This is a genomic window from Halobaculum sp. MBLA0143 (assembly GCF_041361465.1).
Classification (GTDB): Archaea; Halobacteriota; Halobacteria; order Halobacteriales; family Haloferacaceae; genus JAHENP01.
The window spans coordinates 2,697,528-2,723,637 of record NZ_JBGKAC010000001.1; the positions used below are offsets into that span (position 1 = coordinate 2,697,528).

At 68.9% G+C, this 26,110-nt stretch carries 31 protein-coding genes and 1 pseudogene; 16 read left to right on the top strand and 16 right to left on the bottom strand.

The features are described from left to right. Positions 1-86 precede the first annotated feature (86 nt). Both RYH79_RS13970 and RYH79_RS13975 read left to right on the top strand, forming a co-directional pair. Positions 87-590 (top strand): hypothetical protein, encoded by a 504-nt coding sequence (locus tag RYH79_RS13970; protein WP_370900145.1) that lies wholly within the window; start codon positions 87-89, stop codon positions 588-590. Between the two features lie 89 nt (positions 591-679). After that, positions 680-1,648 carry a hypothetical protein gene (locus RYH79_RS13975; protein ID WP_370900147.1) on the top strand — a complete coding sequence of 323 codons (969 nt, stop codon included), beginning with the start codon at positions 680-682 and terminating at the stop codon, positions 1,646-1,648. On the opposite strand, the gene prs is transcribed toward RYH79_RS13975, so the two are convergent. Beyond that, positions 1,637-2,503, bottom strand: coding sequence for a ribose-phosphate diphosphokinase (gene prs / locus RYH79_RS13980; protein WP_370900149.1), 867 nt, complete (start codon positions 2,501-2,503; stop codon positions 1,637-1,639). The genes RYH79_RS13975 and prs overlap by 12 nt on opposite strands. A gap of 36 nt (positions 2,504-2,539) precedes the next feature. Continuing rightward, a complete protein-coding gene (locus tag RYH79_RS13985) occupies positions 2,540-3,331 on the bottom strand; it encodes an HVO_0234 family beta-propeller protein (protein WP_370900151.1) in 792 nt (263 codons plus the stop codon). A gap of 169 nt (positions 3,332-3,500) precedes the next feature. Here RYH79_RS13985 and RYH79_RS13990 point away from each other — a divergent pair, with 169 nt between their 5' ends. Together RYH79_RS13990 and RYH79_RS13995 are read left to right on the top strand one after the other, a co-directional pair. After that, positions 3,501-3,929 (top strand): hypothetical protein, encoded by a 429-nt coding sequence (locus RYH79_RS13990; RefSeq protein WP_370900153.1) that lies wholly within the window; start codon positions 3,501-3,503, stop codon positions 3,927-3,929. Positions 3,930-4,064: 135 nt separating this feature from the next. Next, on the top strand, positions 4,065-4,394 hold the full coding sequence (locus RYH79_RS13995) for a hypothetical protein (protein ID WP_370900155.1): 330 nt from the start codon (positions 4,065-4,067) through the stop codon (positions 4,392-4,394). A 53-nt stretch (positions 4,395-4,447) separates the two neighbouring features. Here the strand turns inward: RYH79_RS13995 and RYH79_RS14000 are convergent, their stop codons facing one another. Further along, a complete protein-coding gene (locus tag RYH79_RS14000) occupies positions 4,448-5,845 on the bottom strand; it encodes an ATP-grasp domain-containing protein (protein WP_370900157.1) in 1,398 nt (465 codons plus the stop codon). Between the two features lie 160 nt (positions 5,846-6,005). On the opposite strand from RYH79_RS14000, the gene RYH79_RS14005 reads away from it, so the two are divergent. Beyond that, positions 6,006-6,491, top strand: a complete 486-nt coding sequence (locus tag RYH79_RS14005; protein WP_370900159.1) for a DUF456 domain-containing protein — start codon at positions 6,006-6,008, stop codon at positions 6,489-6,491. Here RYH79_RS14005 and RYH79_RS14010 read toward each other — a convergent pair. After that, entirely contained in the window at positions 6,486-7,217 is a 732-nt protein-coding gene (locus tag RYH79_RS14010; RefSeq protein ID WP_370900902.1) for a GNAT family N-acetyltransferase, read from the bottom strand. The genes RYH79_RS14005 and RYH79_RS14010 overlap by 6 nt on opposite strands. Before the next feature lie 88 nt (positions 7,218-7,305). Here RYH79_RS14010 and RYH79_RS14015 point away from each other — a divergent pair, with 88 nt between their 5' ends. Beyond that, on the top strand, positions 7,306-7,476 hold the full coding sequence (locus RYH79_RS14015) for a hypothetical protein (RefSeq protein WP_370900161.1): 171 nt from the start codon (positions 7,306-7,308) through the stop codon (positions 7,474-7,476). Positions 7,477-7,487: 11 nt separating this feature from the next. Here RYH79_RS14015 and RYH79_RS14020 read toward each other — a convergent pair whose 3' ends face one another. Further along, positions 7,488-7,691 carry a DUF7569 family protein gene (locus RYH79_RS14020; RefSeq protein WP_370900163.1) on the bottom strand — a complete coding sequence of 68 codons (204 nt, stop codon included), beginning with the start codon at positions 7,689-7,691 and terminating at the stop codon, positions 7,488-7,490. Positions 7,692-7,780: 89 nt separating this feature from the next. On the opposite strand from RYH79_RS14020, the gene RYH79_RS14025 reads away from it, so the two are divergent. Further along, the gene (locus tag RYH79_RS14025; RefSeq protein WP_370900165.1) at positions 7,781-8,374 is read left to right on the top strand and encodes an IMP cyclohydrolase; all 594 of its coding nucleotides are present in this window, start codon (positions 7,781-7,783) and stop codon (positions 8,372-8,374) included. A 6-nt stretch (positions 8,375-8,380) separates the two neighbouring features. On the opposite strand, the gene RYH79_RS14030 is transcribed toward RYH79_RS14025, so the two are convergent. Continuing rightward, complete coding sequence (locus RYH79_RS14030; protein WP_370900167.1) at positions 8,381-9,268, bottom strand: DUF7351 domain-containing protein; 888 nt, start codon at positions 9,266-9,268, stop codon at positions 8,381-8,383. Between the two features lie 173 nt (positions 9,269-9,441). Here RYH79_RS14030 and RYH79_RS14035 point away from each other — a divergent pair, with 173 nt between their 5' ends. Continuing rightward, positions 9,442-9,747, top strand: a complete 306-nt coding sequence (locus tag RYH79_RS14035; protein WP_370900904.1) for a helix-turn-helix transcriptional regulator — start codon at positions 9,442-9,444, stop codon at positions 9,745-9,747. Here RYH79_RS14035 and RYH79_RS14040 read toward each other — a convergent pair. From RYH79_RS14040 to RYH79_RS14050, 3 genes and pseudogenes are all read right to left on the bottom strand, one after another. Then, on the bottom strand, positions 9,744-10,871 hold the full coding sequence (locus RYH79_RS14040; protein ID WP_370900169.1) for a DUF7118 family protein: 1,128 nt from the start codon (positions 10,869-10,871) through the stop codon (positions 9,744-9,746). The two genes, RYH79_RS14035 and RYH79_RS14040, sit on opposite strands and share 4 nt — an antisense overlap. Before the next feature lie 110 nt (positions 10,872-10,981). Beyond that, positions 10,982-11,350, bottom strand: a pseudogene (gene hisI, locus RYH79_RS14045) (phosphoribosyl-AMP cyclohydrolase); the annotation flags it as partial. 724 nt (positions 11,351-12,074) lie between these two features. Then, positions 12,075-13,436, bottom strand: a complete 1,362-nt coding sequence (locus RYH79_RS14050) for an ABC transporter substrate-binding protein (protein WP_370900171.1) — start codon at positions 13,434-13,436, stop codon at positions 12,075-12,077. A gap of 183 nt (positions 13,437-13,619) precedes the next feature. On the opposite strand from RYH79_RS14050, the gene RYH79_RS14055 reads away from it, so the two are divergent. From RYH79_RS14055 to RYH79_RS14070, 4 genes are all read left to right on the top strand, one after another. Further along, complete coding sequence (locus RYH79_RS14055) at positions 13,620-13,916, top strand: DUF7536 family protein (protein WP_489753355.1); 297 nt, start codon at positions 13,620-13,622, stop codon at positions 13,914-13,916. Positions 13,917-13,981: 65 nt separating this feature from the next. Then, entirely contained in the window at positions 13,982-14,404 is a 423-nt protein-coding gene (locus tag RYH79_RS14060) for a hypothetical protein (RefSeq protein ID WP_370900173.1), read from the top strand. Between the two features lie 6 nt (positions 14,405-14,410). Next, complete coding sequence (locus RYH79_RS14065) at positions 14,411-15,409, top strand: phosphatase PAP2 family protein (RefSeq protein WP_370900175.1); 999 nt, start codon at positions 14,411-14,413, stop codon at positions 15,407-15,409. A 65-nt stretch (positions 15,410-15,474) separates the two neighbouring features. Then, on the top strand, positions 15,475-17,640 hold the full coding sequence (locus RYH79_RS14070; RefSeq protein ID WP_370900177.1) for an AAA domain-containing protein: 2,166 nt from the start codon (positions 15,475-15,477) through the stop codon (positions 17,638-17,640). Here RYH79_RS14070 and RYH79_RS14075 read toward each other — a convergent pair. The 3 genes from RYH79_RS14075 to RYH79_RS14085 all read right to left on the bottom strand — a co-directional run bounded on the left by RYH79_RS14075 (position 17,631) and on the right by RYH79_RS14085 (position 20,138). Beyond that, positions 17,631-18,395 (bottom strand): hypothetical protein, encoded by a 765-nt coding sequence (locus RYH79_RS14075; protein ID WP_370900179.1) that lies wholly within the window; start codon positions 18,393-18,395, stop codon positions 17,631-17,633. The genes RYH79_RS14070 and RYH79_RS14075 overlap by 10 nt on opposite strands. Before the next feature lie 138 nt (positions 18,396-18,533). Continuing rightward, positions 18,534-19,649 (bottom strand): chymotrypsin family serine protease, encoded by a 1,116-nt coding sequence (locus RYH79_RS14080; protein ID WP_370900181.1) that lies wholly within the window; start codon positions 19,647-19,649, stop codon positions 18,534-18,536. A gap of 129 nt (positions 19,650-19,778) precedes the next feature. Continuing rightward, positions 19,779-20,138 carry a DUF7473 family protein gene (locus RYH79_RS14085; protein ID WP_370900183.1) on the bottom strand — a complete coding sequence of 120 codons (360 nt, stop codon included), beginning with the start codon at positions 20,136-20,138 and terminating at the stop codon, positions 19,779-19,781. A 105-nt stretch (positions 20,139-20,243) separates the two neighbouring features. Here RYH79_RS14085 and RYH79_RS14090 point away from each other — a divergent pair, with 105 nt between their 5' ends. Genes RYH79_RS14090 through RYH79_RS14100 form a run of 3 tightly spaced genes read left to right on the top strand, consistent with a single transcriptional unit; the run spans position 20,244 to position 21,667 of the window. Beyond that, positions 20,244-20,927, top strand: a complete 684-nt coding sequence (locus tag RYH79_RS14090) for a hypothetical protein (RefSeq protein WP_370900185.1) — start codon at positions 20,244-20,246, stop codon at positions 20,925-20,927. A 44-nt stretch (positions 20,928-20,971) separates the two neighbouring features. Next, positions 20,972-21,442 carry a JAB/MPN domain protein-containing protein gene (locus tag RYH79_RS14095; protein WP_370900187.1) on the top strand — a complete coding sequence of 157 codons (471 nt, stop codon included), beginning with the start codon at positions 20,972-20,974 and terminating at the stop codon, positions 21,440-21,442. Between the two features lie 42 nt (positions 21,443-21,484). Further along, complete coding sequence (locus tag RYH79_RS14100; protein WP_370900188.1) at positions 21,485-21,667, top strand: hypothetical protein; 183 nt, start codon at positions 21,485-21,487, stop codon at positions 21,665-21,667. 12 nt (positions 21,668-21,679) lie between these two features. On the opposite strand, the gene RYH79_RS14105 is transcribed toward RYH79_RS14100, so the two are convergent. The 3 genes from RYH79_RS14105 to RYH79_RS14115 all read right to left on the bottom strand — a co-directional run bounded on the left by RYH79_RS14105 (position 21,680) and on the right by RYH79_RS14115 (position 23,795). Beyond that, positions 21,680-22,543 carry a dihydrodipicolinate synthase family protein gene (locus RYH79_RS14105; RefSeq protein ID WP_370900190.1) on the bottom strand — a complete coding sequence of 288 codons (864 nt, stop codon included), beginning with the start codon at positions 22,541-22,543 and terminating at the stop codon, positions 21,680-21,682. 288 nt (positions 22,544-22,831) lie between these two features. After that, positions 22,832-23,095, bottom strand: coding sequence for a DUF7347 domain-containing protein (locus RYH79_RS14110; RefSeq protein WP_370900192.1), 264 nt, complete (start codon positions 23,093-23,095; stop codon positions 22,832-22,834). Then, a complete protein-coding gene (locus RYH79_RS14115) occupies positions 23,088-23,795 on the bottom strand; it encodes a hypothetical protein (RefSeq protein ID WP_370900194.1) in 708 nt (235 codons plus the stop codon). The genes RYH79_RS14110 and RYH79_RS14115 overlap by 8 nt, the downstream gene beginning before the upstream one ends. Positions 23,796-24,120: 325 nt before the next feature. Between RYH79_RS14115 and proS the strand changes: the two genes are divergently transcribed. Then, a complete protein-coding gene (gene proS, locus RYH79_RS14120) occupies positions 24,121-25,605 on the top strand; it encodes a proline--tRNA ligase (RefSeq protein ID WP_370900196.1) in 1,485 nt (494 codons plus the stop codon). Position 25,606: 1 nt separating this feature from the next. On the opposite strand, the gene RYH79_RS14125 is transcribed toward proS, so the two are convergent. Continuing rightward, entirely contained in the window at positions 25,607-26,035 is a 429-nt protein-coding gene (locus tag RYH79_RS14125; protein WP_370900198.1) for a hypothetical protein, read from the bottom strand. Positions 26,036-26,110: the final 75 nt, after the last annotated feature.

Genomic DNA, 26,110 nt, shown 5'->3' on the forward strand with positions numbered 1-26,110 from the left:
AAACAAGTTCTGGCACTCGGCTAGCGGTGACTAGAGATCTAAATTTGACTATCGGATCAGAGGACACTCGGTCGTATCAGTCGCGGGTGAGCGAGTTCGCGCCTCGGCAGTCAGAGAACACCTGCCTCACGCGGGCGATTCAGAACGTTTTGGCCGACTTGGCGCGTAGACACGAGGTACCGGACCTGGCGCTCGACCACGAGACGATCAAAGACATCTGCGACTATCAACCGGGGGTAGGGGCCATCGCAGAGCCACTCCCAGATGCACTCGACACCGAAATTGAGGACTACGGGTACCGGGGTCACGTCGAAACTGAGATCGGAAAGTCGAGGTTGAACGACATCATCGAGGCCGAAGACTGCTCGCTCCCGATCGCCGAACTCTCCGAGTCGTACCTTCACCACGTCGAAGAGTACGACGTTCAAGCAGGGATGTACGGCAGGGCGATTCCACACACAGTCGTCGTGTTCACCGTCAACCACGACGAGGTCCAGTTCTTCGATCCGTACGAAGACTTCTACACGACGCCCGAGAACGGTGGTGCACCTCCGTCGCGGCTCCAGAAGTCACAGTTCTTCCAGTGGTGAACGGAGGCGGAGCCGCAGTGGACCATGTGGGTACAGCGAGAGCCGCAACGCACTTTGGGCCAGGTGGCGGAGTCGGAGAGTGAGAACCGATGATCGACGACTCCGTGGCTGTCCGGAACGAACACTTGGTGTTCGAGGGCACGGACGACTCGGTGCTCGACGCCGTCGAGCGACGGCTCCGCCGGCGGTACGGACGTGGTCTGTTTGTCCACAACCACGGGGAGACCGCAGACGGGACCGTCCTGCTCCACCTCGGGGTGGCGTACCCGCGGGACGTGAGCGACAGCCGCGACGGCGACAGGGTTATGAAGTTCGTCAATGTCGGCGAAGTGACGACACTTCGCGCGAACCCGACCGGGCAGGGTTACTACTCCGTGCGGCTTCCCGACCGTGAGGAGTTCACCGGCGAGTTCGAGCAGCGACGGGCAGAGCTGCTCGATCGGCTCAACTGGTCGACTGCACGGGCGATCTTCGAGCAGGTGTACCGGCTCCAGCCCGTCAGGAACCAACTCAACTCCATCGTCCAGATCGTGCGGTTCCTGCGGCGAGAATCTTCGATCACGGTCGACCGGCTCGACGACATCCAGGGAGAGGCCAATACGGAGGCGTACCTCGGTGTCCTGTCGGACTTCGATTTCGTCAGACTCGACGACGGCGTCGTCTACCCCGGTGAGAAGATGGAGGCGGTCGACGCGGTCGGACTGGACCGTGACACGTACGAGCGCCAGATCGTCGGTCAGATCATCGCCGACGCCTACCACGTTCTCCGGGAGGAGTTGGACCTCCGGATGTTGAGTCACTTCCCGAAGTACGCGAACGCCTACTACTTCACCGCGCTCCAGCGGGACGATCCGGGGCTCCGGCTCGACACGGACGCCGTCCGACAGAATCTGGCGACGGAGTGGGGAGACGACGTCGATCCACTCGTGGTGAGAGAGAAGCTGGACGCGCTGACCGACGTGGAGGTGCTGCGGCGGGACGGCGAGTTCGTCACCGGCGACGCCGCCGTCTACGACGAGATCACCGCCGGGAGCGACGCCGTGCCGTTAGCGGACTGATCGTAGCCCCTCTGCGATCGCCGGCGCAGCACTGACCGTCGTCGTCGCACACTCGATGGTGTCGGTGGCGACGACGCGGTCGACGCCGGCGGCGGCCAGTTTCGTCCGGGCGTTGCCGACGAGCATCGGGTGGACGCAGGCGGCGACGACCCGACCGGGCCCGGGGTCGCTCGCGGTGAGCGCCCGGACGGCCTCGGCGACGGTGGAGCCGGTGGCGACGATGTCGTCGACGATCACCACGTCGCGGCCGGCGGGGTCGGTCTCGCCCGGCTCCACCGTCACCTCGCCGGTGTCGTAGTCGCGTTGTTTCCGGCAGAAGTCCGTCGTCCCGTGGCCGTGGGCGTCTCGGACGCACGCCGCTAAGTCGACGGCGCTCTCGTCGGGCGCGAGGAAGACGGGCTCCGTCAGGTCTCCCAACGGTTCGGCCAGCCGCGGGGCGGCGGAGACGGTGGTCGTCGCCACGTCGTAGAAGTCGGTGACGGCGGGCTCGTGAGGGTCGACGAGGACGACTCGGTCCGTGCCGGCAGAGACGGCCCGCGCGACCGCTCGGGCGGAGACCGGCTGGCCGTCGCCGAACGACTCGTCCTGACGGGCGTACCCCATGTACGGGACGACGGTCGTCACCTGCGTCGCGCCCGCCTCGCGGACGGCGTCCTGGAGCTGGAGCAGTTCGACGAAGGCGTCGTTCGAAGTGGTAGCGGCGACGACGGTCGCGGTCTCGGCGTCGAATCCCGGGACGGCGGCGCACGTCTCCCCGTCCGGGAAGCGGTCGAACGTCGGCGTCGCCAGCGGCTGGCCCGTCTCCGCGGCGAGCGCGGCCGCGAGCGACTGTGACGCGGACCCTGGAACGATCATACGCGGGGGTATTCACACGCACCGGAAAACCTCTTGCTACTCCGGGCGGACGGCCCGGCCCGTGACGGCGACCGCGGCCGGCTCCGGCACGCCCAGCGTCCGGCCGCGCCAGCCGTCGCCGACGGTGACCCGGAGCCGGCCGTCGCCGGTCAGCCCGAACAGACTGTCGTCGAACGCCGCCAGCGCGACCACACTCGACTCCCGGTGTTCCCGCCAGTCGTCGCCCCACGGCCCGCCGCGGGTGACGACGCCCTCGGCGGTCGCGGCCGCGACCGTCTCCTCGGTCGCCGTGACCGCGCGGAACGACCCCTCGCGGACCCGCCGCCAGCCGTTGCCGAGTCGGTAGAGCCCGTCGTCCGTCGCAGCGTACGGCACCGGCGTCGCCGCCAGGTCGCGTACGTCGGCGAGGCCGACCGGCGAGAGGCCGTCGTCGTCGACGCGGACGACGCCGTCTTCGCCGCCGACGAACGGGCCGTCTGCGACGGCCGGCGACGCGACCGTCCCCAGCGGCTCCCAGCCGTCGTCTGCGAGCCGGGAGACGGTGCCGTCCGGCGCGACCGCGGTCACCGTGTCGCCGACGGCGACGGTCGTCGCCGGGCCGTGGTCCGTCGACTCGTAGTCGCCGACGAGCACGTCGTCGTCCGTCGCAACCGCGAGCACGTCGCCCGAGACCGCCAGATCGCGGGCGACACAACCCCCGTCGATCCCGAACTCCCCGACGATGTCGTCGGAGACGCCGACGCTCACGACGCCGACCGTCGAGGCGACCAACGCCCGGGTCGCCCCCGCGGCGGCGCCGTACACGCGCTTCTCGTCGATGGATGGCATCTATCAGTCACGTACACCGTTGGGAGTGATAATTGGTGTGGAGCCATCACCCCGGACTTCGACACCTCAACTTCACTCGAGGAGACGACTGTCGGGGACTTCCGTTATCAGATGTGTCATAGTGCAGATTAGGTGAAGACTTATACGGTATCAAACGGTCTTGCTGACGATGAGGAAAACGAGACGGAGGGTTCTATCTACCGGTTTCACAGTCGTAGCATGCGGTTGTCTCGGGTCGGAGATTCGAGAGAGCGGAGCGCCGACGGTAGGGTCCGCGATCGTCGCCAATTACCACGATCAGTCGCACGAGGTGGACGTGCGGCTCGTCACGCGGGACCAGAAGGTTGTGAGAGAGCAGACGATCACAGTCGGGGCGGGCGAGGCGAGAGACGCGACACGAGCAGTGATCGGGCGCGACATCGACGCCCCGAGTGGCGGGACGTTCGAGTGTTCGCTACGTGGTCAGTCGAGCACACAGTCTTACGACCTTCCCAGCCGCGACGAGTGTGAGAGCCTCGTCGTCAAGATAGGCCGGTTTGGCTCACCCGACAGAGGGGTGGCGATATACTCCGGCCGGTGTACAGACCGTTCACCCTAGACGTCGGCAGATTGGCCATCGGTCTCGACGCGAGATTGGTACTTCGTCTCTGTTTCTGTCTCTGATACGGACACGTACACCAGACGAGGATCGAATCTCCGACGAAGTGAGTAGAAGGTCAGCACCACGAAGGGGGTGAACGGCAACGAGACAGCAAACGTTACCTTCAGAGACGAGACGAGCTACGACCGTTACGGGGGCACCAGGAACGAGTTCAACGTGGCTGTCGACGCGGTACCAGACGGACTCACGACCACCACCAGCGGGACCTCGTCAAGCCAGTCACGACCCCAGCCGGGCGACGCAGGGTACACTAGATGGCTCGTCGAGAACGGATTCGCAGAGAAGATCGGTAACGACGAAATCGAGCGAGAAGAAGTAGCAGAGATTGCGAAGGGTGGTCGTGTCTTCCGTGCGACGGCGCCGGCAGTTCGGACCACAAAGACGAGTTCCGAGATAGAGTGATAGAGCCAGTCGGTCGAGTCGACGATCACTGACTACGAAGTCGCCCCGTCTCTTCACTCCTCGTCGTACCGGTCTTTCCCGTCGACGTACCCCTCGAAGTCGTCGCCGTCGTCGTCGTGGCGGCGGGACACCCGGACGCTGTAGTCGTCCAACACGTCGCGGCCGAGCAACACCTCGTGTGAGAGGTGCGACCGGTCGCGGACGTTCGCCTGGATCTCGTGGGTGTAGTCGCCCAGCCGAATCCCGACCGGGACGACCGGGCGGTTGCTGCCGTCGCCTTTCACGTTCGCGGTGTCGTCGATGGGGCCGGCGCCGATCTGGCTCGCCAGGCCCAGATCGATGCTCGTCCGCGTCGCCCCGGTGTCGGCCTTGGCGACCACCGTCTCGGCACCGTGCTGGCCGGTGACTCGCACCTCCGTCGTGTAGCCGAGGGTGGAGTCGTCGGGCTCTGGACTGGACTGCAACTGGGGCCGACACGCCGGCACGCTGTCGTCCAGCTCCGTCGACAGCTCCTGGACGGTGGTGGGGTCGACCGTCCCGTCGACCCGCCGGATGGCGTGGGCGGCGATGTGAGGCGCCGGGCTCGTCCCGGTCGCCTCGAAGAACCCCTTGAACCCCGCCGTGACGTTCACCTCCAGGACGTACCAGCCGTCGACCCCCTCGATCACGTCGACGCCGGCGTAGTCCAGATCCAACGCCTCGGCCGCGTCGACGGCGAGGTCCATCACCTCGCTGGGCACGTCGGGGGTGGCGTCCCGCACCCGCCCGCCGCGGGCGACGTTCGTCCGCCAGTCGTCGTCCGGGGCGTACCGCCGCATCGCGCCGACGGCTTCGCCGCCGACGACGTAGATCCGCACGTCCTCGTGGTCGTCCGTCGGGCTCTCGACCATCCCCTGGACGATCCCCTGTGACTCGTCGGCCAACTGCGGGGCGTAGCCGCCGGGCTCCAACAGCCGTGTCTCGTCGCCGTGGGTGCCGATGGGGCGTTTGAACACTCGGGTCCCCGGACCGGCCGTCTCCGACACCGGCGGGAGCCCGTCGTCTGCGGGGTCTTTCGGCGGGGTCTCTCGTTCGAGACGGTGGGCGCCGATCGCCAGCGTCGACGGCGGTACCGGCACCCCCTCGGCGGCCAGTCGTGCCATCGCCGCGAACTTGTGGACCGCGACCGCGGTCGCCGACGCCGTGTTACACACCGGGGCGTCGACGGCGTCGAACACACCCGCCAGCCCCAGTTCCGTCAGCGGCTGGTCCGCCGAGGGCAGTAGCAGTCGGTTGATCACGACGTCCGGCTCCGGCTCGACGGACACGGCGCCGTAGCCCGCCTCGATCCGGAGGTTCTCCGCCCGCAGCCACAGCGGCTCGTGACCCAGGTCCGCGACCGCGTTGCAGATCGCCTTCGTCTCCTTGCTGTTGTGGAGGCTCAAGACTCCGACACGAACCTCGTCGCTCATACGTTCGACTGGGTCGGCCGTCTTGAAACTCCATCGGAACAATCGTGAACGACGCGAGCGGGACCCGTCGCCGCCCCACCACCGGTCCGTAAACTACTATCTGCGATACAGAACCCACGCCAGCCCACAAGCTGAAATCCGTCCACGACGGAAGGGTGGTGTGTTCGGACTCGACCTCGTCGGACTGCTCGCGGTCGCGCTCGTCGCGGCCGGTGTCGTCGGCAGCTTGGTGCCGATGGCGCCCGGAGCGTTGCTGTCGCTGTCGGGCGTCTACCTCTACTGGTGGCACACGGGCTTCACCGAGCCGGGGACGATTGCGCTCGCGGCACTGACGCTCGTCGGACTCACCACGCTGGCGGTAGACTGGCTCGGGGGAGCGCTCGCGGCGGAGGTGAGCGGCGCCGCCCGGTCGACGACGCTCCTCGCGGGCGTCGCCGGCGTGGCGCTGTTGTTCGTCGCCGGCCCGGTCGGCGTGTTGGTCGGTGTCGCGGGCGTGGTGTTCCTGGCGGAGCTACGGGGCTCGGAGGACCCCGAGGAGAGCCTGCGGACGGCGCTGTACACGACCGCGGGGATGCTGGCGTCGAACCTCGTCCAGGCGCTCCTGACCGGCGGGATGCTCGTCGGATTCCTACTCGTCGTCTTATAAGGCGACGGCCATCATCACCTCGTCGACGGCGTCGCCGTCGATCCGGTAGTGGTCCGGGCGGCGGGCCTCCTCGCGCCAGCCGTGAGCGGAGAGAAACGAGATCGCCCGTTCGTTCGTCGCCGGGACGCTGTTGTACAGCTTCTCGTACCCCTGGTCGTAGCTCCAGGCGACGCCACGGTCCAGCAGAGCGGCGCCGATGCCGTGGCCGCGGTACCCCTCCAACACCCCGACGGTCAGCTCTGCGGTGTGAGCCAGCTTCTCCAGCTCCGGACTCGTGACGTGGACCCAGCCGACCACGTCGTCTTCCACGCAGGCGACGAAGAACACCCGCGACTCCAAGTCGTTGTTGCGGAGCAACACCTGTTCGTGGTCCAACACGTCCGCGACGCTCTCGGCGACGACGTAGTCCTCGTCGACGGCCGTCCGGATGAGCCCGACGAGTCCGGAGATGTCGGCCTGTCGGGCGCCGCGCACGGTGAACGACACCTCGCCGCCGTCGTGTGTCTCCTCGTCCACCTCGGCGTACGCCACCCGGAGGCGACCGTCGTCCGTCTCCGCCAACAGGCCGTCGCGTCGCAGCAGTTCGACGTGGTGGCCGAACTCCCGGCTCTCCATCCCGAGCGCGCGCCGAACGTCTCTGGGGCGTACCTGGCCGTTGCCCTCGACGTACTGGTAGATGTCCTTCCGCCCACGGTGGTCGAACTCGCGGCTCCCGGGTGGCTCCATGTGTATCGATACCACACCGCCAGTACTTAACGATTGTCCGTGAATGTTCACCGTCGGGCTCAACTGGGGCGCGCCCGTACCTCCGGACGTGACCGACTGCGCGTACTGCGGCTGTGAAGTCGAGGCGCACGACCCGGTGTACGTGTCCGAGGGAGAGCCCGAGGCGACGGCGACGCCGTACTGCAACTACGGCTGTCTCGCGGCCCACGTCGAGGCGGACGGGCTCGCCGTCGGGACGACCTGTTCGGTCGACCTCTGAGCCGCCGCTCGTCAGTCGACGATAATGTCCTCGTCGCCGTCGACAGTCGGCGGCTCGGCGGGCTTCATCTCCGTCTCGTAGCGGTCGATCCAGTCGGCGAAACAGCCCGGACACCGGCGTTGTTCGTCGACGGTCGTCCCGTCCACGGACAGGCGCACGGTGCGGGCCAGTGCGTTCTCGACCCCCTCGCCACAGTCGTCACAGGCGTCTGGCATACCCGCGAGTGGGACGGCCAACGGCTTAGTCGTTGTCGGCGGTGGAGCCGACCGACACCACTAACACCGCCGCCGGTGACCCACCGGGTATGTACGTTGGACGCCTGTTGGTCGCCGGCCCGGACATCGGCGCGTACCGCGTCTCCTCCCGGTCGTTCCCGAACCGAGAGGTCGTGCGTCGGGACGACGACACTCTCACCGTCGTCCCGACGGACGACGCCGAGCCCACGGACAACCCGTACGTGTCGTACAACTGCGCCCGGACCGTCGGCGACGGGCCGCGACGCGGCGCCGTGATCGGCAACGGCTCGCACGTCGACCCCGTCGTCGAGAAGTACGACCGGGGCTACCCCGCCCGGGACGCGCTCGTCGAGGCGCTCCACAGCCTGGACTACGAGAAAGACGACTACGACACCCCCCGGATCGCCGCGGTCGTCCGCGAGGACACCGCGACGCTGGGTGTCGTCCGTCGGGACGCGTTGCTCGTCCGCGAGGTGACGGAGCCACACCTCGTCGCCACCTACGAGCGGAACAGTCCCGAACCCCACGAGTTCACGCCGACGACCGCCAGCGCGGCCGCGAAGACGGCCTACCAGCTCTCGTTCGAGCACGAGGTGTGTGCCGCGGGCGTCCACGTCGGCGGCGACAGCGTCGGGCTGGCCGTCGAGAACGGCCGCGAGTGAGACGACTCACTCGACCCGGACGGACAGCGTGTCGTCGACGACGAGAGTCCGTCCGCCGAGACTGATCCGGACCGTCGGCTGCTCGGGGCGTGGGTCGTGTGACGCCGACGCTGCCGCCGCGAACTGGTCCCACGCAGTCTCACCGTCCAACGGTCGACCGGGAGTGTCGACCGCCGCCAGCGCCGGCGGCGCGAGTCTGCCGTAGCCACATCGCAGGCAGGTCGTGTCGGCGACGGCCGGCAGCGTCGTCCCGCAGGCTCGGCACAGCCCCTCTCCGTGGTCCGCACAGACAGACAGTCGTACCTCCGTCGCGCCGCCACACCGCGGGCAGACCCCGTCACGCATCGACAGGAGGTGACGACACAGCCGGCGGTGAGCCGCGTGGACGAGCGCCGTCGGCGAGTGGTCGGGCACACCCGCGGGCGGGAACGGGAGCCGCGAGACGGTCCCCGGCCGCAGCCCGTCGACGCCCAGCAGTCCGCTACACGCCCGACACCGAGTCGTGACGTGGCCGTCGGCGTACGCGGCGACGAGCCCGCTGCCACACCGGGGGCAGTCCTCGTCGACGCTCGTCTCGTCGAAACCGGGGTCGCCCAGGTCGAAGCTGCGCCAGACTGTCTCGGCGGCCGTCCGACCGACCTGCGTGAGCACGTACCCTCCCTCTCGCTTCTGGACGAAGTCGTCGGTCAACTCCGTCAGGTGGTAGTTGAACTTCCCGCTGTCCTCGACGCCGACCCGGCGGCGCAGCTCCGCGTACGGCACCGCCGGCTGGCCCGGACCCTCGTGGTCCCGGAGCGCGTCGTGGAGCGTCTCTAAGATCGCCAGCCGTGTCTCACTGGCCAGTGTGCCGAACGCCGCCGCGGCGTCGGGCCCAGGGGAGTCACCCTGTCCCATCGTCGGCAGTTGCTGGCTCCAGTGGTATAAAATCACGACCAGACTAAGCTATCTGTCACCGTCGAAAGTGATAAGTTACGTTCAATTTCAGTCCGGTTCGCGGAGGGACGACGCTGAAATTCGAGTTTCAGCTTTCGGTTCGTCTATAACGGTCGATGTACTGTGTCCGTCTGATGGACGACCTGAGCGCATTCCAGCGGGACGTTCTGTACACCGTAGCGTCGCTGGGTGAGCCGTACGGGCTGGCGATCCGGGACGAGCTCTCGGAGTACTACGGGACGGAGGTGAACCACGGTCGGCTGTACCCCAACTTGGACGACCTGGCAGACCGAGGGTTCCTGGACAAGCGCCCCCACGGCGAGCGGAAGAACACCTACGCGCTGACGGAGCGCGGCCGCGAGCTGATCGTGGAGCGACACGAGTGGGAGGCGGACTGTATTCTCCAGCGCTCTCAGCCGACGCCGGAGCCGACTGCCTAGTCCAGCAGTCGTCGTTCCAGCGCCGCCGACAGTCGTCTTCTGCCGTCTCGCAGTGCCGACAGCTCCCGGTCGATCTCGCCGGACGCCAGCCGGTCGCGTTGGTCGTCCGTCAGCTCCGTGGCCGCGCGAGCGGTCGTCCGGAGCCGGTCGTAGTCGTCGCGGCGCGCCAGCCGCGGGAGCTGTCTGGCCCGGGCGACGACGGACTCGTCGGCGAACTTCGCGGTGACGGAGACGAGTTCTTCGCCGCGGGCACGCAGCACGCCCGGGGCCGGCGGCGGCCAGCCCACGACCAACGGCTCCGGCCCGAGACGGTCGAGGTAGCCGCGGTGGACGCCGACCGCGCGCTGGAACGCGCTGGCGTCCGAGACGTAGTGGTCGAGCTTCGAGGCGGAGTACGACTCGTACTCCAGCAGCGTCGTCACGGACTCCTCGCCGACGGGGGTGTCTGCGAGGTACGACCGGAGGTCCGAGGGCGGCGACTGGAACTCCACGAGCGGGTAGTGGGTCGTGTCGGCGACGACGGAGAGGAGCTCGCGCGCCGGCGCCTCGCGCCGGAACGTCTCGAACGCCTCGCGGACGGCGTCGTCGTACGCGGAGACGGGTTCGCGCAGCTCCGCCGTCGGCGCCGACAGGTCGGCGTCGCCGAACCGTTGGAGCCGTTCGAGCTCCTCGATCCGGTCGTCGATCTCGTCCAGTCGACGATTGGCGTCCCGGCGGGCGTGTTCCAGCTCCGTCACGGCGTCGTCACGGGCGGACAGGCGGTCGGCGAGGTCGTCCAGCTCCGACAGCGTCTCGCGGGCGCGGTCGAAGTCGTCCTCGGAGAGCCGCCGTTGGTCGACGATCTCGTTGGCGCGCTCGAAGGCGTCGCGGCCGGGGACGTCGTCGGGTAGGTCCTCCACGAGCGTCTCGAACTCGCCTTGGAACTCGACGTACGCCTGGAAGTCGCCGGTGCCGGTGGCGTCGCCCTCGTACCGGTCGAGCAGTCGGCGGGCGTGTCGGAGGGCTTCGGCGACAGTCTCTAACCGAGCCCGCCCGTGCTCTTCGACGTCGGCGACGGCACCCTCGTACGTCTCGCGGGCGTCCTGGAGCACCGCGAGCTCCGTCTCGACTGGGTCGTCGACCATCAGTACACCTCGTCGGGGTCGAACACGCGGTCACCGTCGGCGGTCACCGCGAGTTCGAGTTCGTGCTCGTCGGTGTCGTCGTCCGTGTCGGTGTCGTCGTCCGTGTCGGTGGCGTCGTCCGTGTCGGTGTCGTCGTCCGTGTCGGTGGCGTCCGTGTCGACACGGCGGTAGAAACAGGACTCGTGGCCGGTGTGACAGGCGCCGCCGTCCTGGTGGACGCGGTAGAGCAGAGTGTCGCCGTCACAGTCCACGCGGACCGCGTCGACAGCTTGTGTGTTGCCGCTCGTGGCGCCCTTCTCCCAGAGCTCCTCGCGCGACCGGGAGTAGTAGTGTGCGCGCCCGGTCGCTACGGTCCGTTCGACGGCCTCGCGGGTGGCGTACGCCACCATCAGGACCGCGTCCGTCTCGGCGTCCTGTGCGACGACCGGGACGAGCCCGTCCGCGTCGAACTCCACCGTGACGGCGTCCGCGTCTGACATACGCCACCCTTCGAGCGACCGGCCCTTTTACCGTTCGGGTGCAGTACCGGCGGAGAGACAGACGCAGACTCGTCGGCGGAACTACGAGACCTGGGGAGGGTCGGCGGACTGCGGCACAGTGCGACCGCGGCACGGGACGGTTGCGGGGCGGCCGCGGTGCGGTCACAGACAACTGTTCGACAGAGTGGCCGTCGTGCGGGGCGGGAGGGTCACAGACGACTGCTCGATAGAGTGGCCGTCGTGCGGGGCGGCCGCGGTGCGGTCACAGACAACTGTTCGACAGAGTGGCCGTCGTGCGGGGCGGCCGCGGTGCGGTCACAGACAACTGTTCGACAGAGTGGCCGTCGTGCGGGGCGGCCACGGGGCGGTCACAGACAACTGTTCGACAGATTGTCCATCGTGCGGGGCGGGGCGGCCGCGGTGCGGTCGCAGACAACTGTTCGACAGAGTGGCCGTCGTGCGGGGCGGGGCGGCCGCGGGGCGGTCACAGACGATTGCTCGACGGAACTTCTCCGTGCGGTGCAATCGCTAGAGGTCAAATCGAACGTGGTCGCGGTGCGGTCGCGGTGCGGTGGCGGTGCCGTGCGGTCGCGGGGCGCTACAGCACTAGAATCCGGACGCGAGCGAGGGAGCGGAGCGACCGAGCGAGCGCCTTTTTGATCGACCTTTTTGCCCCGAGTGGTGAGCGCGCGCAGCGCGCTCACCCGAGGGGGAAAAAGGTCGGTTATTGGGGCGACAGCGCGTCCTGGACCACCGAGGTGTACGACGACGAGCCCTGGTTGTAGCCGACCTGGCGGAAGACTTCACCGTCGAACGTGTCTTCGAACACGCCGGAGAACCGCTCGGACAGCTGTTGGCCGTAGTCGTTGTTGACGTACAGCGTGGAGGCGGACGACGCGGACAGGCGGTCGGACGCCACCTTGGCCATCACGCGACCCTGGAGGCGGTCGGACGGCGCGGTCCGGAAGATGTAGTCGTCGTCTTCGAGGTTCGTGACCGACAGGGCCGTCGACGACGGCGAGCAGCCGACGACCTCGTTCGGGATGAACACGGACTCGGAGACGGGGACGTTCACGCCGGACGAGGCGCTACCACAGACGGACGGCACCCCGGCGTTGACGAGCCGGTTGGCGGCGGAGGTGCCGGCGTTGGGCGAGGTCTCGGTGTCCTCGACCTGGGCGTTGACCGACAGGTCCACGTCGGCGTTGTTGACCTCCTGGACCGGGAGCTCGGCGGCCTGGATCATCGGCTGGCCGACGGACGCCAGGTTGCCGGTCTCGGGCAGGAGGATACCGACGCTCATCTCGCGGCCGAGACCGCCGGGACCGCTGTCGGCCGACGGACCGTTCCCCTCGGGGTTGGCGCCCTCGAACTGCTGGACGTTCTCCGTGTTGGTGGACTGTTCGTCCGTGCCCGCGAACGTCCAGATGGCGTACGCCGCAGACGCCGGGTCGCCGTTCTCGTCGAAGTTGACCGCGGAGGAGGCGCCCTGGTAGTTCACGTCGTCGCCGTTGGCGGCCGCCTCGACCCCCTCGACGAGGTTGTCCGGAGTGACCTCCATCCCGCCGGGGTTGGCGACGCGGCGCATCTGGTCTTTCACCGCGCCACCGGAGTTCTCCCCGGCGGCGGCGTTCGCCAGCAGCTGGACCGCGACGGAGTCGTACGACTGCGAGGTGAACACGCCGGGTGCCTCGCCGTACTCGTCCTCGAACTTGGAGGTGAACGCCTCCTGTGCGGGACCGCCGGCGGCCGGCGCGGTTCCGGTGACGTTCGCCATGTCGTTGCCGACCTGCGCCGGCAGCGCGCCGTCGCGCAGGCCGTCCGGGATGAGGATCTCCTCCTCGCCGTCGCTGACGCCGTAGTAGTCCCGGAACAGCTGGGTTCCGTCCTCCGGGTAGCCGATGACGATCAGCGCGTCTGGACCGCCGCCGCCGCCACCACTGTCGCCGGCCGTCGTTCCTTCGGTCGATTCTCCGCCACCATCGCTGCCGCCGCCTTCCGAAGAGCAGCCGGCCAGAGCCGCGACTCCGGCGGCGCCAGTCGCCTGAATGAACCGTCGACGGTGTACCGTGTTGTCGTCTGCCATACGTACCGTCTTACGACACGCCTCTATTATAAGTGTACCTCCGTCCGCAATCCGTATTCGGGGGGTAGACCGCAAGAGAGTCGTGTGGTGGCGGCGGTGGCACGGCGGCGAACGAGGGGCCGGCGGGTCACGGGGTCGCGCGGGAGCGACGACGCTTTGCCGTTGGCCGTCCGACGGTCGGACGTGAGCAGTGACAGCAACGTCCCCGAGCGTCCGCCCGGCGGCGGCCTGATGGCCGCCTTGGACGTGCGGCGCAACGCGCTGGTCGGTGTCGTCGTCGGACTCGCGTTGGCGGTCGTCGTCTACCTCGTCCGTGTGTTCGAACTCCTGGGGCCGGTCGGCGGCGGCCGGAGCTACCCCGTCGTCGGCGAGGCGGGCTGGTTCGCCGTGTTGGGGTTCGTGCTCGCGGTGACGACCGCGTTGCTCGTCACGGCGTTGTTGACGGCGCTGCGGGTCTACCAGCTGGCGGCCGGGGAGTGAGCCGAGCGGCCGCCGTCGCCGCGTTTCGGCAGTCTGAAGGGAGACCCACGCCTCGCCAGAGACGAATGACCACCGACGACGGAGCCGCCGACGGCGACGAGCCGGCGGCGGAGCCGGAACGCGGGGAGGAGGCGCCCGACCTCGCGGAGCTCGCCGAGGGGTTGGACGACCTCCGAGAGTCCGTCGAGCAGTTGGACGACCGGACGGTGGAGAAGCCGACTCTGGAGGCAGAGCTGAAGCGGTACGTCCGCCAACAGACGACACGCCGCCGCGCCCGTGGGTGGGGGCCGTACCTCGTGCTGCTGTACGGCACCGTGATGACGGTCGCCGCCTTCCGGTTCCTCGACGGCTGGTTCGCCATCGGCGCGATGGTGATCCTCTTCCTGTCGACGCTGGGGCTGTACACGTTGTTCGTCGTCGTTGGACTCGGCTTGAACTTCCTGGGGCTGCCGCGGCGGGCGGTCGACGAGATCCGACGGCGGAGGTGACCGGTCGTGGTGGCCACCGCAGGCGTGGTGTTGTTCGACGCGACCGCCGCGGGCGGGGTGGTGCCGGGCGCGACTCCCGGCGACAACGGGTGGCTCGCCGTCCTCGCGGCGCTCGTGACGCAGTTGGCCGACGCCTGGTTCCTGATCTGTCTGTTGAGCCTGGGTTACTGGCTCGCGCCGCGACTCGCGGGCGACCCCCGAGCCGTGGCGGCGTCACTGGTCGGCGTCGCGCTGACGGCGCTCGCGGTGTCGCTGGCGGCGAAGGCGGTCGTCGCCGTCCCGCGGCCGCCGGGCGCCGCGGTCGCGACGGCGCCAGGGTGGCTCCCCGACCCGTTCGCCAGGGCGTTCCGGGACGCGGCGACCGACGGCGGCTACGGGTTCCCATCCGGCCACGCGCTGGCGGCGACGGCCGTGTACGGCGGACTCGCGTCGTTCCTCGACGTCGCTACCGCCCGTCGTCGTCGGGCCGTCGCGGCGACGCTCGTCGTCGCCGTCGGCGGCTCGCGGGTCGTGTTGGGACTCCACACCGTCGGCGACGTCGTCGGCGGGGCGGTTCTGGGGCTGGTGACGCTGTGGGGGTGTGCCCGGCTCGCCCGCCCGGGGCTGCGTCCGCGACCGGATCGGGTGTCGTTCCTGGCGGCGGTCGTCGGCGTCGTCGCGGTCGCGGCCGGGCTCGCACGCGGCAGCGAGCCGACGGCCGTCGGCGCGGCGGTCGCCGTCGGCGGCGGTGCCGGCGGCTACCTCGTCTGGCGGCTCCGCGGCCGCGACCGGACGCCAGTCGGCCCGGGTGGCGCCGCCGTCGGGCTCGCCGTCGCCGGCGTCCCGTTCGTCTACGCCGCGACCGTCGTCGAACGGGGTGTGCCGGTCGTGTTGGGGTTGTTCGCCGACACCGTCTGGCTGCGCGTCGCCGCCACGATCCCGACGGCCGCGGCGGCGGTCGCGCTCGTGGTGGCGTGGCCGACGGTCGTCGGTCGTCTGCGGGCCAGCCCGACGGGCGAGCGGTGACGAGCAGGGCGTCCGTGTCGCACCACGGCAGTTAACACTCGGGGGACCGGAGCGACGCGGGTCGAATGATCGAAGAACTCGTGGAGACGTGGCGTCTCGCAGACGCGCGGCTGTTCGCGGCCGAGGCGGACCGGGAGCGACACCCGGAGACGGACGTGGTCGGGGCGCTGGAGGCCGCACTCGACGAGCTCCAGGTGGAGACTGACGATCCGAGTGGCTACGCCGTCCCGTTGTTCGAGGCGGAGACGCCGACGCCCACTCGGGAGTACGTCGTCTACCGCCCGGACAGCGGCCAGGTGGGGTGGCGTGACACGGGGTTCGGCGTCTCCGGCACCGTACGGTTCACCGACGCCACGGACCACGCTCGGACGGTGCTCGGGCGACGACTCCGGTTCTGGCTGCCCGACGAGCGACCGGGCGTGGCGACGACAGTCGACGACGACGACCTGCCGCCACGGCGGCTCCCGCCGACGGACTCGGTCGACCCGGAGGCGTTGTTCGACACCGTCGCCGACGCCGTCCGGCGGGCCCGCGACCGAGAGCGGGCTGCCACGCGGACGGCCTACGAGCGGCGCGCACCGGCAGAGCGACGGCGGGGCGCCGTCGGCCCGTTCGCGCTCGCCGACGACGTGCGGGCGCCGACGGCCGACGGGGCCGTTCGCTACCGGTACGTCGGCGACGGCGACGGCACGGAGCTCCGGAGCGAGGGGTTGTACGCCGACACGCGGTGTCTCGCGGACGGCGGCGGCGACGGCTTCCCGCTCCCGGTGGACCTGACGGCCGTCGAGGACCCGTACGTCACGCTCCAGCCGGACTGGGCGGCCGTCGACGGGGCGACCGACCGGGTCCGACGGCGGTTCGCCGACGGGGTGCGGCTGTGGCTCGCGCCCGTGCTCAACCCCGTCCCGTTCGAGCGCCGGCTGTCGGCGGTGTCGTCGGTCCGGGCGACGCCGGACGACAGGGCGCTCGTCGCCGGACAGCGGTCCCTGACGTTCTCCGCGAACCGGTACGACCTCCCGGACGTTCGGGTGGATCTCGACCGCCACCAACGGGACGCGCTCGTGTGGGCCGACGGCGCGGACGACCTCGCGTTGATCCACGGCCCACCGGGGACGGGGAAGACCCGTACGCTCACGGCGGTCGTGCTCGCGGCGGTACAGAAGGGCCAGACGGTGTTGGCGACGGCCCACTCCAATCAGGCGGTCGACAACCTCCTGGCGGGCGAGTCGACGCCGGCGTCGCCGGCACCGGGGACGCTCCACGCCGCCGCCGAGCGGGACGACCTCCAGTTGGCCCGGATCGGCCGCAACAGCGACCACCCGGTCGTCACTCGGGAGTACACGGACGCGAGCGTCGCCGCCGCGGACGTGGTCGGGGCGACGACGAACGCCGCCGCGGCGTTCGAGACGGATCGGTTCGACCTCGCGGTCGTCGACGAGGCGACCCAGGCGAGTCGGGCGGCGACGCTGCTCCCGTTGGACTGCGCCCAGAAGCTGGTCTTGGCGGGGGACCACCGACAGCTGCCGCCGTACGCGCCCGGCGAGGACGGCCACGAACGACTCCGGCCGTCGTTGTTCGAGACGCTGTTGGAACGGTACGGGCGGACGGCGGCGACGCTGTTGGGGCGACAGTACCGGATGCACCCGGAGATTGCCGCCTTCCCGAGCGAGGCGTTCTACGACGGTCGGCTGGAGACCGCGCCGGCGGCCCGTGACCGGACGGTCGGTGACCGCCGGCCGTTGATCGGGCTGGAGACGGACGGGGAGGAACGCGCCGTCGGGGAGTCGTACGCCAACGACCGCGAGGCGACGGTCGTGGTCGAGGAGACGCAGCGACTGTTGGCCGCGGGGTTGGAGGCGGGAGAGATCGCGGTCGTGACGCCGTACAGCGGCCAGGCGACGGTCGTCGAGGAACGACTGGCAGACGCCGGCGTCACCGGCGTCGCGGTCGACACCGTCGACGCCTTCCAGGGGGGTGAGCGGACGGCAGTGATCGTCTCGTTCGTCAGGACGGACGACGACGGCCGGACGGGGTTCCTGACGACGGCCGGGGTCGGGCCGCGCCGGCTGAACGTCGCGCTCACCCGGGCGCGTCGACGGCTGACGCTCGTGGGCGACTTCGAGGCGTTGGCGACGAGTCCGCCGGGCGTCACCGACGACGCCTCCGACGTGTACGCCGACCTGGCGGCGTCGCTCCGGCGGCGAGGGCTGATGGAGTCGGCTCAGGGCTGAGGCGTCGAGCGGTGCCTCTGTACGCGCCCCCGCCACTTGGCGTAGAGGAGCCCCGTCGTAGAGATAGTGAGGAGGGTCGCGGTCGAGAGCAGAAACTCCGACATGGCGGTGTCGTACTGGAGCGCTGCGAGCCCGGCGTGCCACACGACAGCTGTGATGGCGGCGAGGCCGAAGGCTGCGTTCGTCGCAACGAACTCGTAGAACACGAGCGCGCAGATGGCGAGTCCAACCGCAGCCATTCCACTAACGTTCGGGAAGGCCCCAACGATCGGGGAAGACACCGTAGCGATACCCAGAAACGAGACGACGAGCGTGTACCCAGATAGATTCGCCAGGAGACGCCCCGCGTGCTGCTTCGTGGTGATGAGTGGGATGTCGGTGACTCCATCTGTACCGTGGTGTTTGTTGTCGACCGGTCTGGTGTCCTCCTCTCGTGTCAGTAGCTCAGCCGAGTTGCACAGTAACGCAGCAGCGACGATCAGTACCCACACTGGAAACTCGATGCCGAAGCTAGAGACGGTACACACCGGGCAGAGTGGCTTCGCCAGTGGTGTCAGAGATGGGGGAAGATATGCCGCGACTCCCGATTCGGCCGTTGCGAGGAATCCAGACAGTGTGACCAGTGTGAGATTTCGATTCCAGACTGCGTGGACGAACGCGACTGCGAGCGGAATCCGAAGTTGAGCTGTAAGAAGCAGTAGCGTAGGACTGTTCGTACCGGCGAGAAAACCGAGATAGTTCTCGGCCCAGCTCATCGACGTTCTACCGTAGTATGCATTTAAAGATAGATGCAATTCGCCGATTAGCACTAACAACCCTGCGACTGCCGCAGTTCCGAGGCTGAGGGCTCCAGCTGATCGAGAGACGGTACGACGGAGATTCATGTGATTGTGTCAGTAGTACTTACTGTTACCGAAGTCGAACCCCTCCTGTCTGTGCAGAATGTCTGCAGAGGAGCCCTGGGCGTACTTGTATTCCCCGTAGTTTCTCGTCGCCATATTCAGTAGATAGAGTTCGTCTGTGCCGGACGAGTTGTTGATTCGGTGATACACCGGACCACCGGAGTCACGCTGCTTCTGGGTCGCCGACGTGCGGACTTGACCGAGTTCGTCGACTGGAGTACCGAGTCCACACTTGTCTCTGAACGTCAGCCTCGCAGACACGATAACACCGGATGTCGCGCACGTATTCCGCCCTCGTTTGTACACTGTCGCAGCGGGATACGACGCCAGTGTGTCGATTCCGTCACCGGTTACCCGGCCGACGACTTCCGCTCCCGATTCGGCCGAGACCCTGGGGCTGAAGTCCTGCAAGTCCGAGGATGTGAGCGTCAAGAGCGCGGCATCGTAGCTGGTGAACGCCGCCGCGACGTAGCCGAAAGGCGTCACTGAGTCACTGTTGTTTCCGACTCGGCCCCATCCGTAGTCGCTCTCGGTGAGTCCTGGCCTGTTACACACGTCACCACTGATAACGTGGCGAGCAGTGAGCATGTATCTCCCACCGTTGTACTGTACGGGACAGCAGAGTGTCCCAGCCTCGACGGTGTCTTGGCTACTCTTGATGTTCTTCATGCCCTCGAACGCCATTCCGCCGAGGAACTCACTCTCGCCGTCACCGTCCACATCGTCCCGGCGACTGTTGTAACAGTCCGTCTGTCTGGGCCGTTCCGCTTCGACAGTCCGAACCGGGATTCCTTCGACAGAACTTGGGACCGCATCCAGTGCCGATACGTCACCCTCCGGGTCGGCAGCCACGCGGATGCGCTTCCCGCGAAGGTCGCCGACCGCGGTGTCACTGGACTCGATTCCGACAGAGTGGATGCTCCCCCGTCCGAGCTGCTGCCGGCTCAGCGCTTCTTTGACCGTGATCGCCCGTTCCTTGTGGCGGTACCACTGCTTGCTGACCGCCACGGTCTCACGGCTCTCGTCGCCGCTTGCGAGGATAGTGACCCGTTTCTTCCGGCCGCTGTCGCCGACGACTGTCGTCGGTACGCCCGCGAGCCCGGACACCGTCGCACCCGTCACCGCCGCCAGCGTCTGCCGTCGTGAGACCCCCGAACATGAGTTGTTTCGGTCGCTTATGTGTGGACGCTAGTCCACAACAGACAAATATAACTCTTGCTATAGCGTTGTGCTGACCTAAGCCGGGGCGGACTGATAGATCGCCAGCGCGCTGTTGACGACGTACGCGACGACGACGATCAGGGTGAAGTGCATCGTCGTCACCATCGCGGTGCGACGGTTGTCGAGGCCGTACGCGACCTTGACGGCGAGCGAGTCGACCACGAGCGCCAGGAGGACGGTGACGAGGATCGGGAGGACACTGGAGGCGATTCCGGCGAGCGCCATCGCCACGCCGGGGACGGCCGCCCGAGGGAGCTCTATCTCGCCGGTGACGTAGTAGGCGGCAGTGTTGGCCAACAGCGTCGACAGCACGGCCAGCAACAGGAGTCCGCCGGCGATCTGGACCCCGGACACCTGGAGGAGTGTCGAGTACACGGCTCACCCGACGAGCCCCAGCGCCGTCAGTCGCTCGGTGACGGACGCGACCGCCGTCGCCGGCGAAGTAGTCGCTTATACGCTCGGACGGTGTACTGGGAGCCGATGCCGATGAAAGGGAGCGGGACGGCGGAGCTACAGGAGATCGACCGACACGACCACGGCGTCGGCTGGCTGGCGTACCCGGGCGAGGAGATGCAACGGGCGAGCCACGCCGTCGTCCACGACGGGGAGGTGTGGGTGCTCGACCCGGTGGACGCACCCGGCGTGGACGACCTGCTCGCGGAGTTGGACGGCGAGGTCGCCGGCGTCGTCGTCGGACTCGACCGTCACAAGCGCGACTCGGCGGCCGTCGCCCGTCGACACGACGTACCGGTCTACGTCGCCGACTGGATGACGGGCGTGGCGCCGGAACTGGACGCGCCCGTCGAGCGGTTCGGCGAGGAACTGACCGACGGCGTCCGGGCGATTCGCGTGCGCGACTCCTCGCTCCCTCCCTGGCAGGAGGTCGCGCTGTCGTTCGAGTCGTCGCGGACGCTGTACGTCGCCGAGGCGCTCGGCAACACCGAGTACATGGTGACGAACGACGAGCAGTTGGGCGTCCACCCGATGCTGCGGCTCGTGCCCCCGCGGTCGGCGCTCTCTGGACTCCGGCCGGAACACGTCGTCGTCGGTCACGGGCCGGGCGTCCACGAGCGCGCCAGCGAGGTGACCGAAGAGGCGTTGTCCGTCGCGCGCAGCAACACGCTGTCGCTGTACGGTAAGACGGTGAAGTCGTTGCTCGGGTGAGGGGAAACCGGCACGGGTTTCCGTCCCGGTCACGCAGTGTGTGTGTGGTCACCATCACCCGCGGACTGCTGTCGGTGCTCCGCGAGCGGGCCGCGACCCGTGATCCCGACGGCGTCACGGTGGCGCTGGACGCCACGGCCGCGGGCGACCTAGACGGCGCACCGGGGCTGGAGCCGACGGAACCGGTACTGACACACTTCTACCTCCCGGAGGCCGGCGCGTCGGTCTCGGCCGTCTTCGGCGTCGACATCGGCCGCCCGAGCGGCGCCGCGTTGTTCGTCTCACACCCGACCGGCCGCCAGGGCGTGTCGGAGACCGACGACCTCGCCGCGGCCGTGCTCGTCGCCACCCCGCCGTACGAGGAGTCGGACGTGCAGGCCTACGACCGCCGTGGCCGTCGACTCGACCTCGCGGTCGTCGACGCCACCCCGCCCGAGGAGTCGCTGGCCGACGAGCGCCCCGTCGCCGACGGTCCGGCAGACGACCCGGCAGACGGTCCGGCAGACGACGACTGAAACCCGGAACGCTCAAGTATTTAGGCTCGCCTAAATCGTGCCATGACGACGAACGCCGGGCGAGCGGACGACCGGGACGCGGACGGCCCGGACGCCGAGAACCGGGACGCACCGACGCTGACTGCCTGTGACGCCGGCGCCGACCGGACGGTCCTCCTGGAGTCGGACAACACGGACGGGTGGATCGCGTCGGATCTGACGGTCGACGCGGACTCGTTCCGCTGACCGCGCCCCGAGTCAGCTCTCGAGTGTGTCGAGCAGCTCGTCGAGTGCCGTCTTCGCCGCCTCGTCGACGGGGCCGTGCGGGCGCCGTGGGTAGCCCGCGGGCGCCCCCCGTCGGCGCATGGCGTACTTCAGCCCGGCGACGCCGTGTGTCGCCGTGACGGCGTGGTTGAGTTCGACCAGCTCCGTCGCCGCCGCCCGGGCGGCCGCCGGGTCGTCGGCGTGCGTCTCGTACACGTCCGTCGCCGCCGCGGGGGCGACGTTCGCCAGCGCCAACACCCCGCCGGCGGCGCCCGCGTCCAGCGCCGGCGCGAGCACACTCCCGCTGCCCACTAGGAGATCGAAGTCGGCGTCTGTCGTCCGCTGCCGGGTCCGAGTGAACGACCCCACGTCGCCCGCGGAGTCTTTCATGCCGGCGACGTTCGGGTGGGTCGCCAGGTCGGCGACCGTCGCCGGCGCCAGCCGGACGCCGGTGTACTTCGGCACGGAGTAGAGGTACACCGGGAGTTCGGCGGCGTCCGCGACGGCACGGTAGTAGTCGGCGAGGGTCGCCTGGTCGTGCTCGTAGTAGAACGGCGTGACGACGAGTGCGGCGTCGGCGCCGGCGGCGGCCGCTCGGGCGGTCGCGTCCAGCGTCTCCCGCAGCCCGGGGTGGCCCGTGCCGGCCACGACGGGCACGCTCGCGGCGTCTGCGACGACCTCGATCACTCGCGTTCGTTCGTCGGCGGTCAACAGCTCCGCCTCCCCGTTGGAGCCGCAGGCGACGAGGAAGTCCACGCCACGGGTCTCCAGCCACGACACGAGTTCGCGGAGTCGGCGCTCGGACACGTCGCCGCCCTCGTCGAACGGGGTGACGAGCGGCGGCCCGATTCCCTCCATACCGGACGGCTCGCCGCCCGCCGACAAGAGCGTTGTCCCGCCGGCGTCTGACGGACGGCATACGTCTGACGCAGCTTTAACTTCACCCCGGCGTAACCGATAACTGGGCGCGCGAACCGGTCCGCCAGGACCCGAGGGTCACCCCACGACGGCCGCAGTTCGACTTTCGACCGCGCGCCCACACACCCGACACCCCACCCCTCTCGACGGCTGCGGCGACGGCCGGTCGTCACACCCACGCGGCCGGGCACCCCGTCGCCGCAGTACGTCGTCCCACTCTCGTCGCAGCTACGCCGACGCTCTCTCGATCCGTTCGACGGCGGCAGCCACGTGCTCCCCCCGTTCCGTGAGGACGTAACGGTCGCCACGCTTCTCCACGAGGCGGCCGCGGAGCCGGCCGAGGTGGTAGTTGAACCGTCCGGAGTCGCGGGCCCCGACCCGACGCCGGAGGTCGGAGAAGCGCAGTCCGTCGCCGGCGGCTGCCAGCGTCGCCACCGTCTCCACCCGGGTCTCGTCGCTCAACAGGTCGAACACGGCCGTCTCGTCAGTCACCGAACACCACCTCCCGGATCGTCACCTCGGCGACGGTCGGGTCGCCCTCCGCCGTCCGCCAGGCCAGCTCCGGCACCACCGCGTACGACTCGGCGCCGTCGCCCAGCGTCAGCCGCGCCGTCTCGCCGGTGGCGAACGACTCGGCGACGCTCTGGCGGGCACCGCGCTCGAAACGGTTGCGGTCGGCGACGCTGCGCCCGGTCCGGACGGCGACCACCTCGACGGACAGCCCGTCGGCGCTCGTCTCCAGATCCACCCGCAGCGGCACCGTGTTCCGCGGGTCGTCGTCGAGGAACGGGAACGTCAGGAGGGCGTCTTCGGCCGACTCCAAGCGCTCGACCGTCTCGTCTAGTTCCGTCGGCGCGGACGGCGCCGGCCCGCCGGCGCCTGGCGTCGGGTCGCCCGGCGTCGCCGTGCCGGCTGGGTCGACGCCGCCCGGCGGGTCCGGGGCGTTGCCGCCCGGCGCCGGACCGTCCGGCGGCTGCTCGGGCAGCCCGCCGAAGGCGCTCTCCAGCGAGTTCCGGATTCGCTGGCCGACGTGACGCTCGATCTGTTCGTCCAAGTCGAGGTCCGCTCGCGACTCGTCGGAGAGTCCGCGGTGGAGCACCTCCTCCCAGGAGAGATCCAACGCCTGCTTCCGTTCGCGCATCCGTTCGAACACCTCGTCGTCGTCGACGGTGACGCGAATTTCTCTCGCCATGTGAGTTCGTACACACACGCGTTCTCAAAACACTTGTGGCCGGGTGGAACTGTCACCTATCGACAAACCACCGTCTTGGCGGGTCGACCCCGGGTTTCGAGAGAGATCGATCCTCAGAGTCGGGGCGGTCTTCGATTGTCAGCCCGGCATAGTGTGAGTCGAGTGTGAGCCATGTGTGAGCCGCGTGCGAGTCGTCTGCGACACGGAGCGACACGGAACGAGACGGAACGGGAGGGTGAGGCGGGGAGTGACGGGGAGCGGTGCGTCGTGACGGTCGGTCACACTGACACACCGTCTTTATATCCACTCCGGGATACAGCCGGGTATGAGTGAGACGGACGGCTCCGACGCGCAGGAGCTCGGGATCACGGAGAGCAAGGAACACGCCACGGGCGAGTGGTACGCGGAGGTCGTCCGGAAGGCGAACCTGGTCAGCTACGGCCCGGACAACATGTCCGGGTTCGTCGTCACCCGACCCCGCGGGTACGCCCTCTGGGAGCGGCTCCAGGCGCACTTAGACGGGATGTTCAAGCAGACCGGGGTCCAGAACGCCTACTTCCCGATGTTCATCCCGGAGAGCTACCTCGAACGCGAGAAGGACATCGTGGAGGGGTTCGACCCCGAGGTGGCCTGGGTCGACGAGGCCGGCACGGAGGAGCTGGAAGAACGGCTCGCCGTCCGACCGACCAGCGAGTCGATCATCAACCCGTACCTCTCGCAGTGGGTGCGGAGTCACCGCGACCTGCCGATGCGGGTCAACCAGTGGTGTTCCGTCGTGCGCTGGGAGGCGACGGAGACGAAGCCGTTCTTCCGGACGAAGGAGTTCCTCTGGCAGGAGGGCCACACCGCCCACGCGACGGAGGCAGACGCTTGGGACGAGACGACGACCCGGCAGGACCAGTACGAGTCGCTGTACGAGGACGTGTTGGCGATGCCGGTGCTCCGGGGCCAGAAGCCGGACCACGACAAGTTCCCCGGCGCCGACACGACGACGACCGTCGAGGCGCTGATGCCCGACGGGAAGAGCGTCCAGGGCGGCACCTCGCACTACCTCGGTACCTCTTTCGCGGAGGCGTTCGACATCACCTACGCCGACGAGGACGAGGCGGAGAAGACGGCCCACACCACCTCCTGGGGGCTGTCCTGGCGCGCGCTCGGGGCGTTGGTCATGACCCACGCCGACGATCAGGGGCTCGTGCTCCCGCCGACGATCGCGCCCGAACAGGTCGTGATCGTCCCCATCTGGCAGGCAGACACCAAAGACGAGGTGTTGTCGTACGCCGAGGGGCTCGCGGACGACCTCGACGAGGCGGGCGTCCGGGTGGAGTTGGACGACCGCGACACGCGTAATCCCGGGTTCAAGTACAACGAGTGGGAGCTGAAAGGGGTCCCGCTGCGGCTGGAGGTCGGCCCCAACGAGGTGGCCGACGACGAGGTGACGGCCGTCCACCGACCGGACGGGGAGACGGTGACGCTGGACCGCGACGGCGTCCACGACGAGGTGGAGAGCCAACTCGACGAGGTGTACGCGAAGCTGTACGCGGACGCCGAAGAGACGCTGGACGACGGCGTCCGGGAAGCGGAGAGCCGTGACGAGATCCTGGGCACGATCGGTCGCCACGGCGGCTACGTCCGTGCCCCGTGGTGCGGCGAGGAGGCGTGTGAGGCGGAGATCAAAGACCAGATCGCCGCCGAGATCGTGATGGTGCCGTTCCCCGAAGACGACGACCGGCACGGCGGCTCCGAGGACGACTGTGCCGTCTGTGGGGAAGAGGCGGTCCGGACGGCCTACTACGCCAAGACGTACTGAGCTACGGTGACTCCGTGCGGTACCGGGTGGTCGCCCGGCCGTCGAACCGCGGACCGGCGCCGATCCGGTCGAACCCCGCGTCCTCGACGGCCCGACGGGCCGTGTCGTCACCGTCGACCACGAGCAGTTCCACGGCCATCCCCTCGCCGGCGGCGAACCGCATCGGCTCGCCGAGCAGCTGCTGGCAGGCGGCCTCCGTCCCGCCGAGTTGTGTGACGTGGACCGTCCCGTCGGTGGCGTCGAAGCTGACGAAGCCGACGAGCGGCGTCTCGTCGTCGCTCGTGTCGGCGTTCGGGTCGCTCACGGTGTCGTCCGCCACAGCCACCCGGACGGTCCGGTCGTGGATCGTTCGGCGCATCGCGTCCGCCGGGGCGTCTGCAATCTCCGCGATGGCGGGGGCGTCCGTCTCGACGGCGTCGCGGACCTCCATACACACTGCTACGACGGTCTCGAACCTAAACCTACGGGCCGCAGAGACCGTCGGACTTAGGCGGTGGCCGCCGTA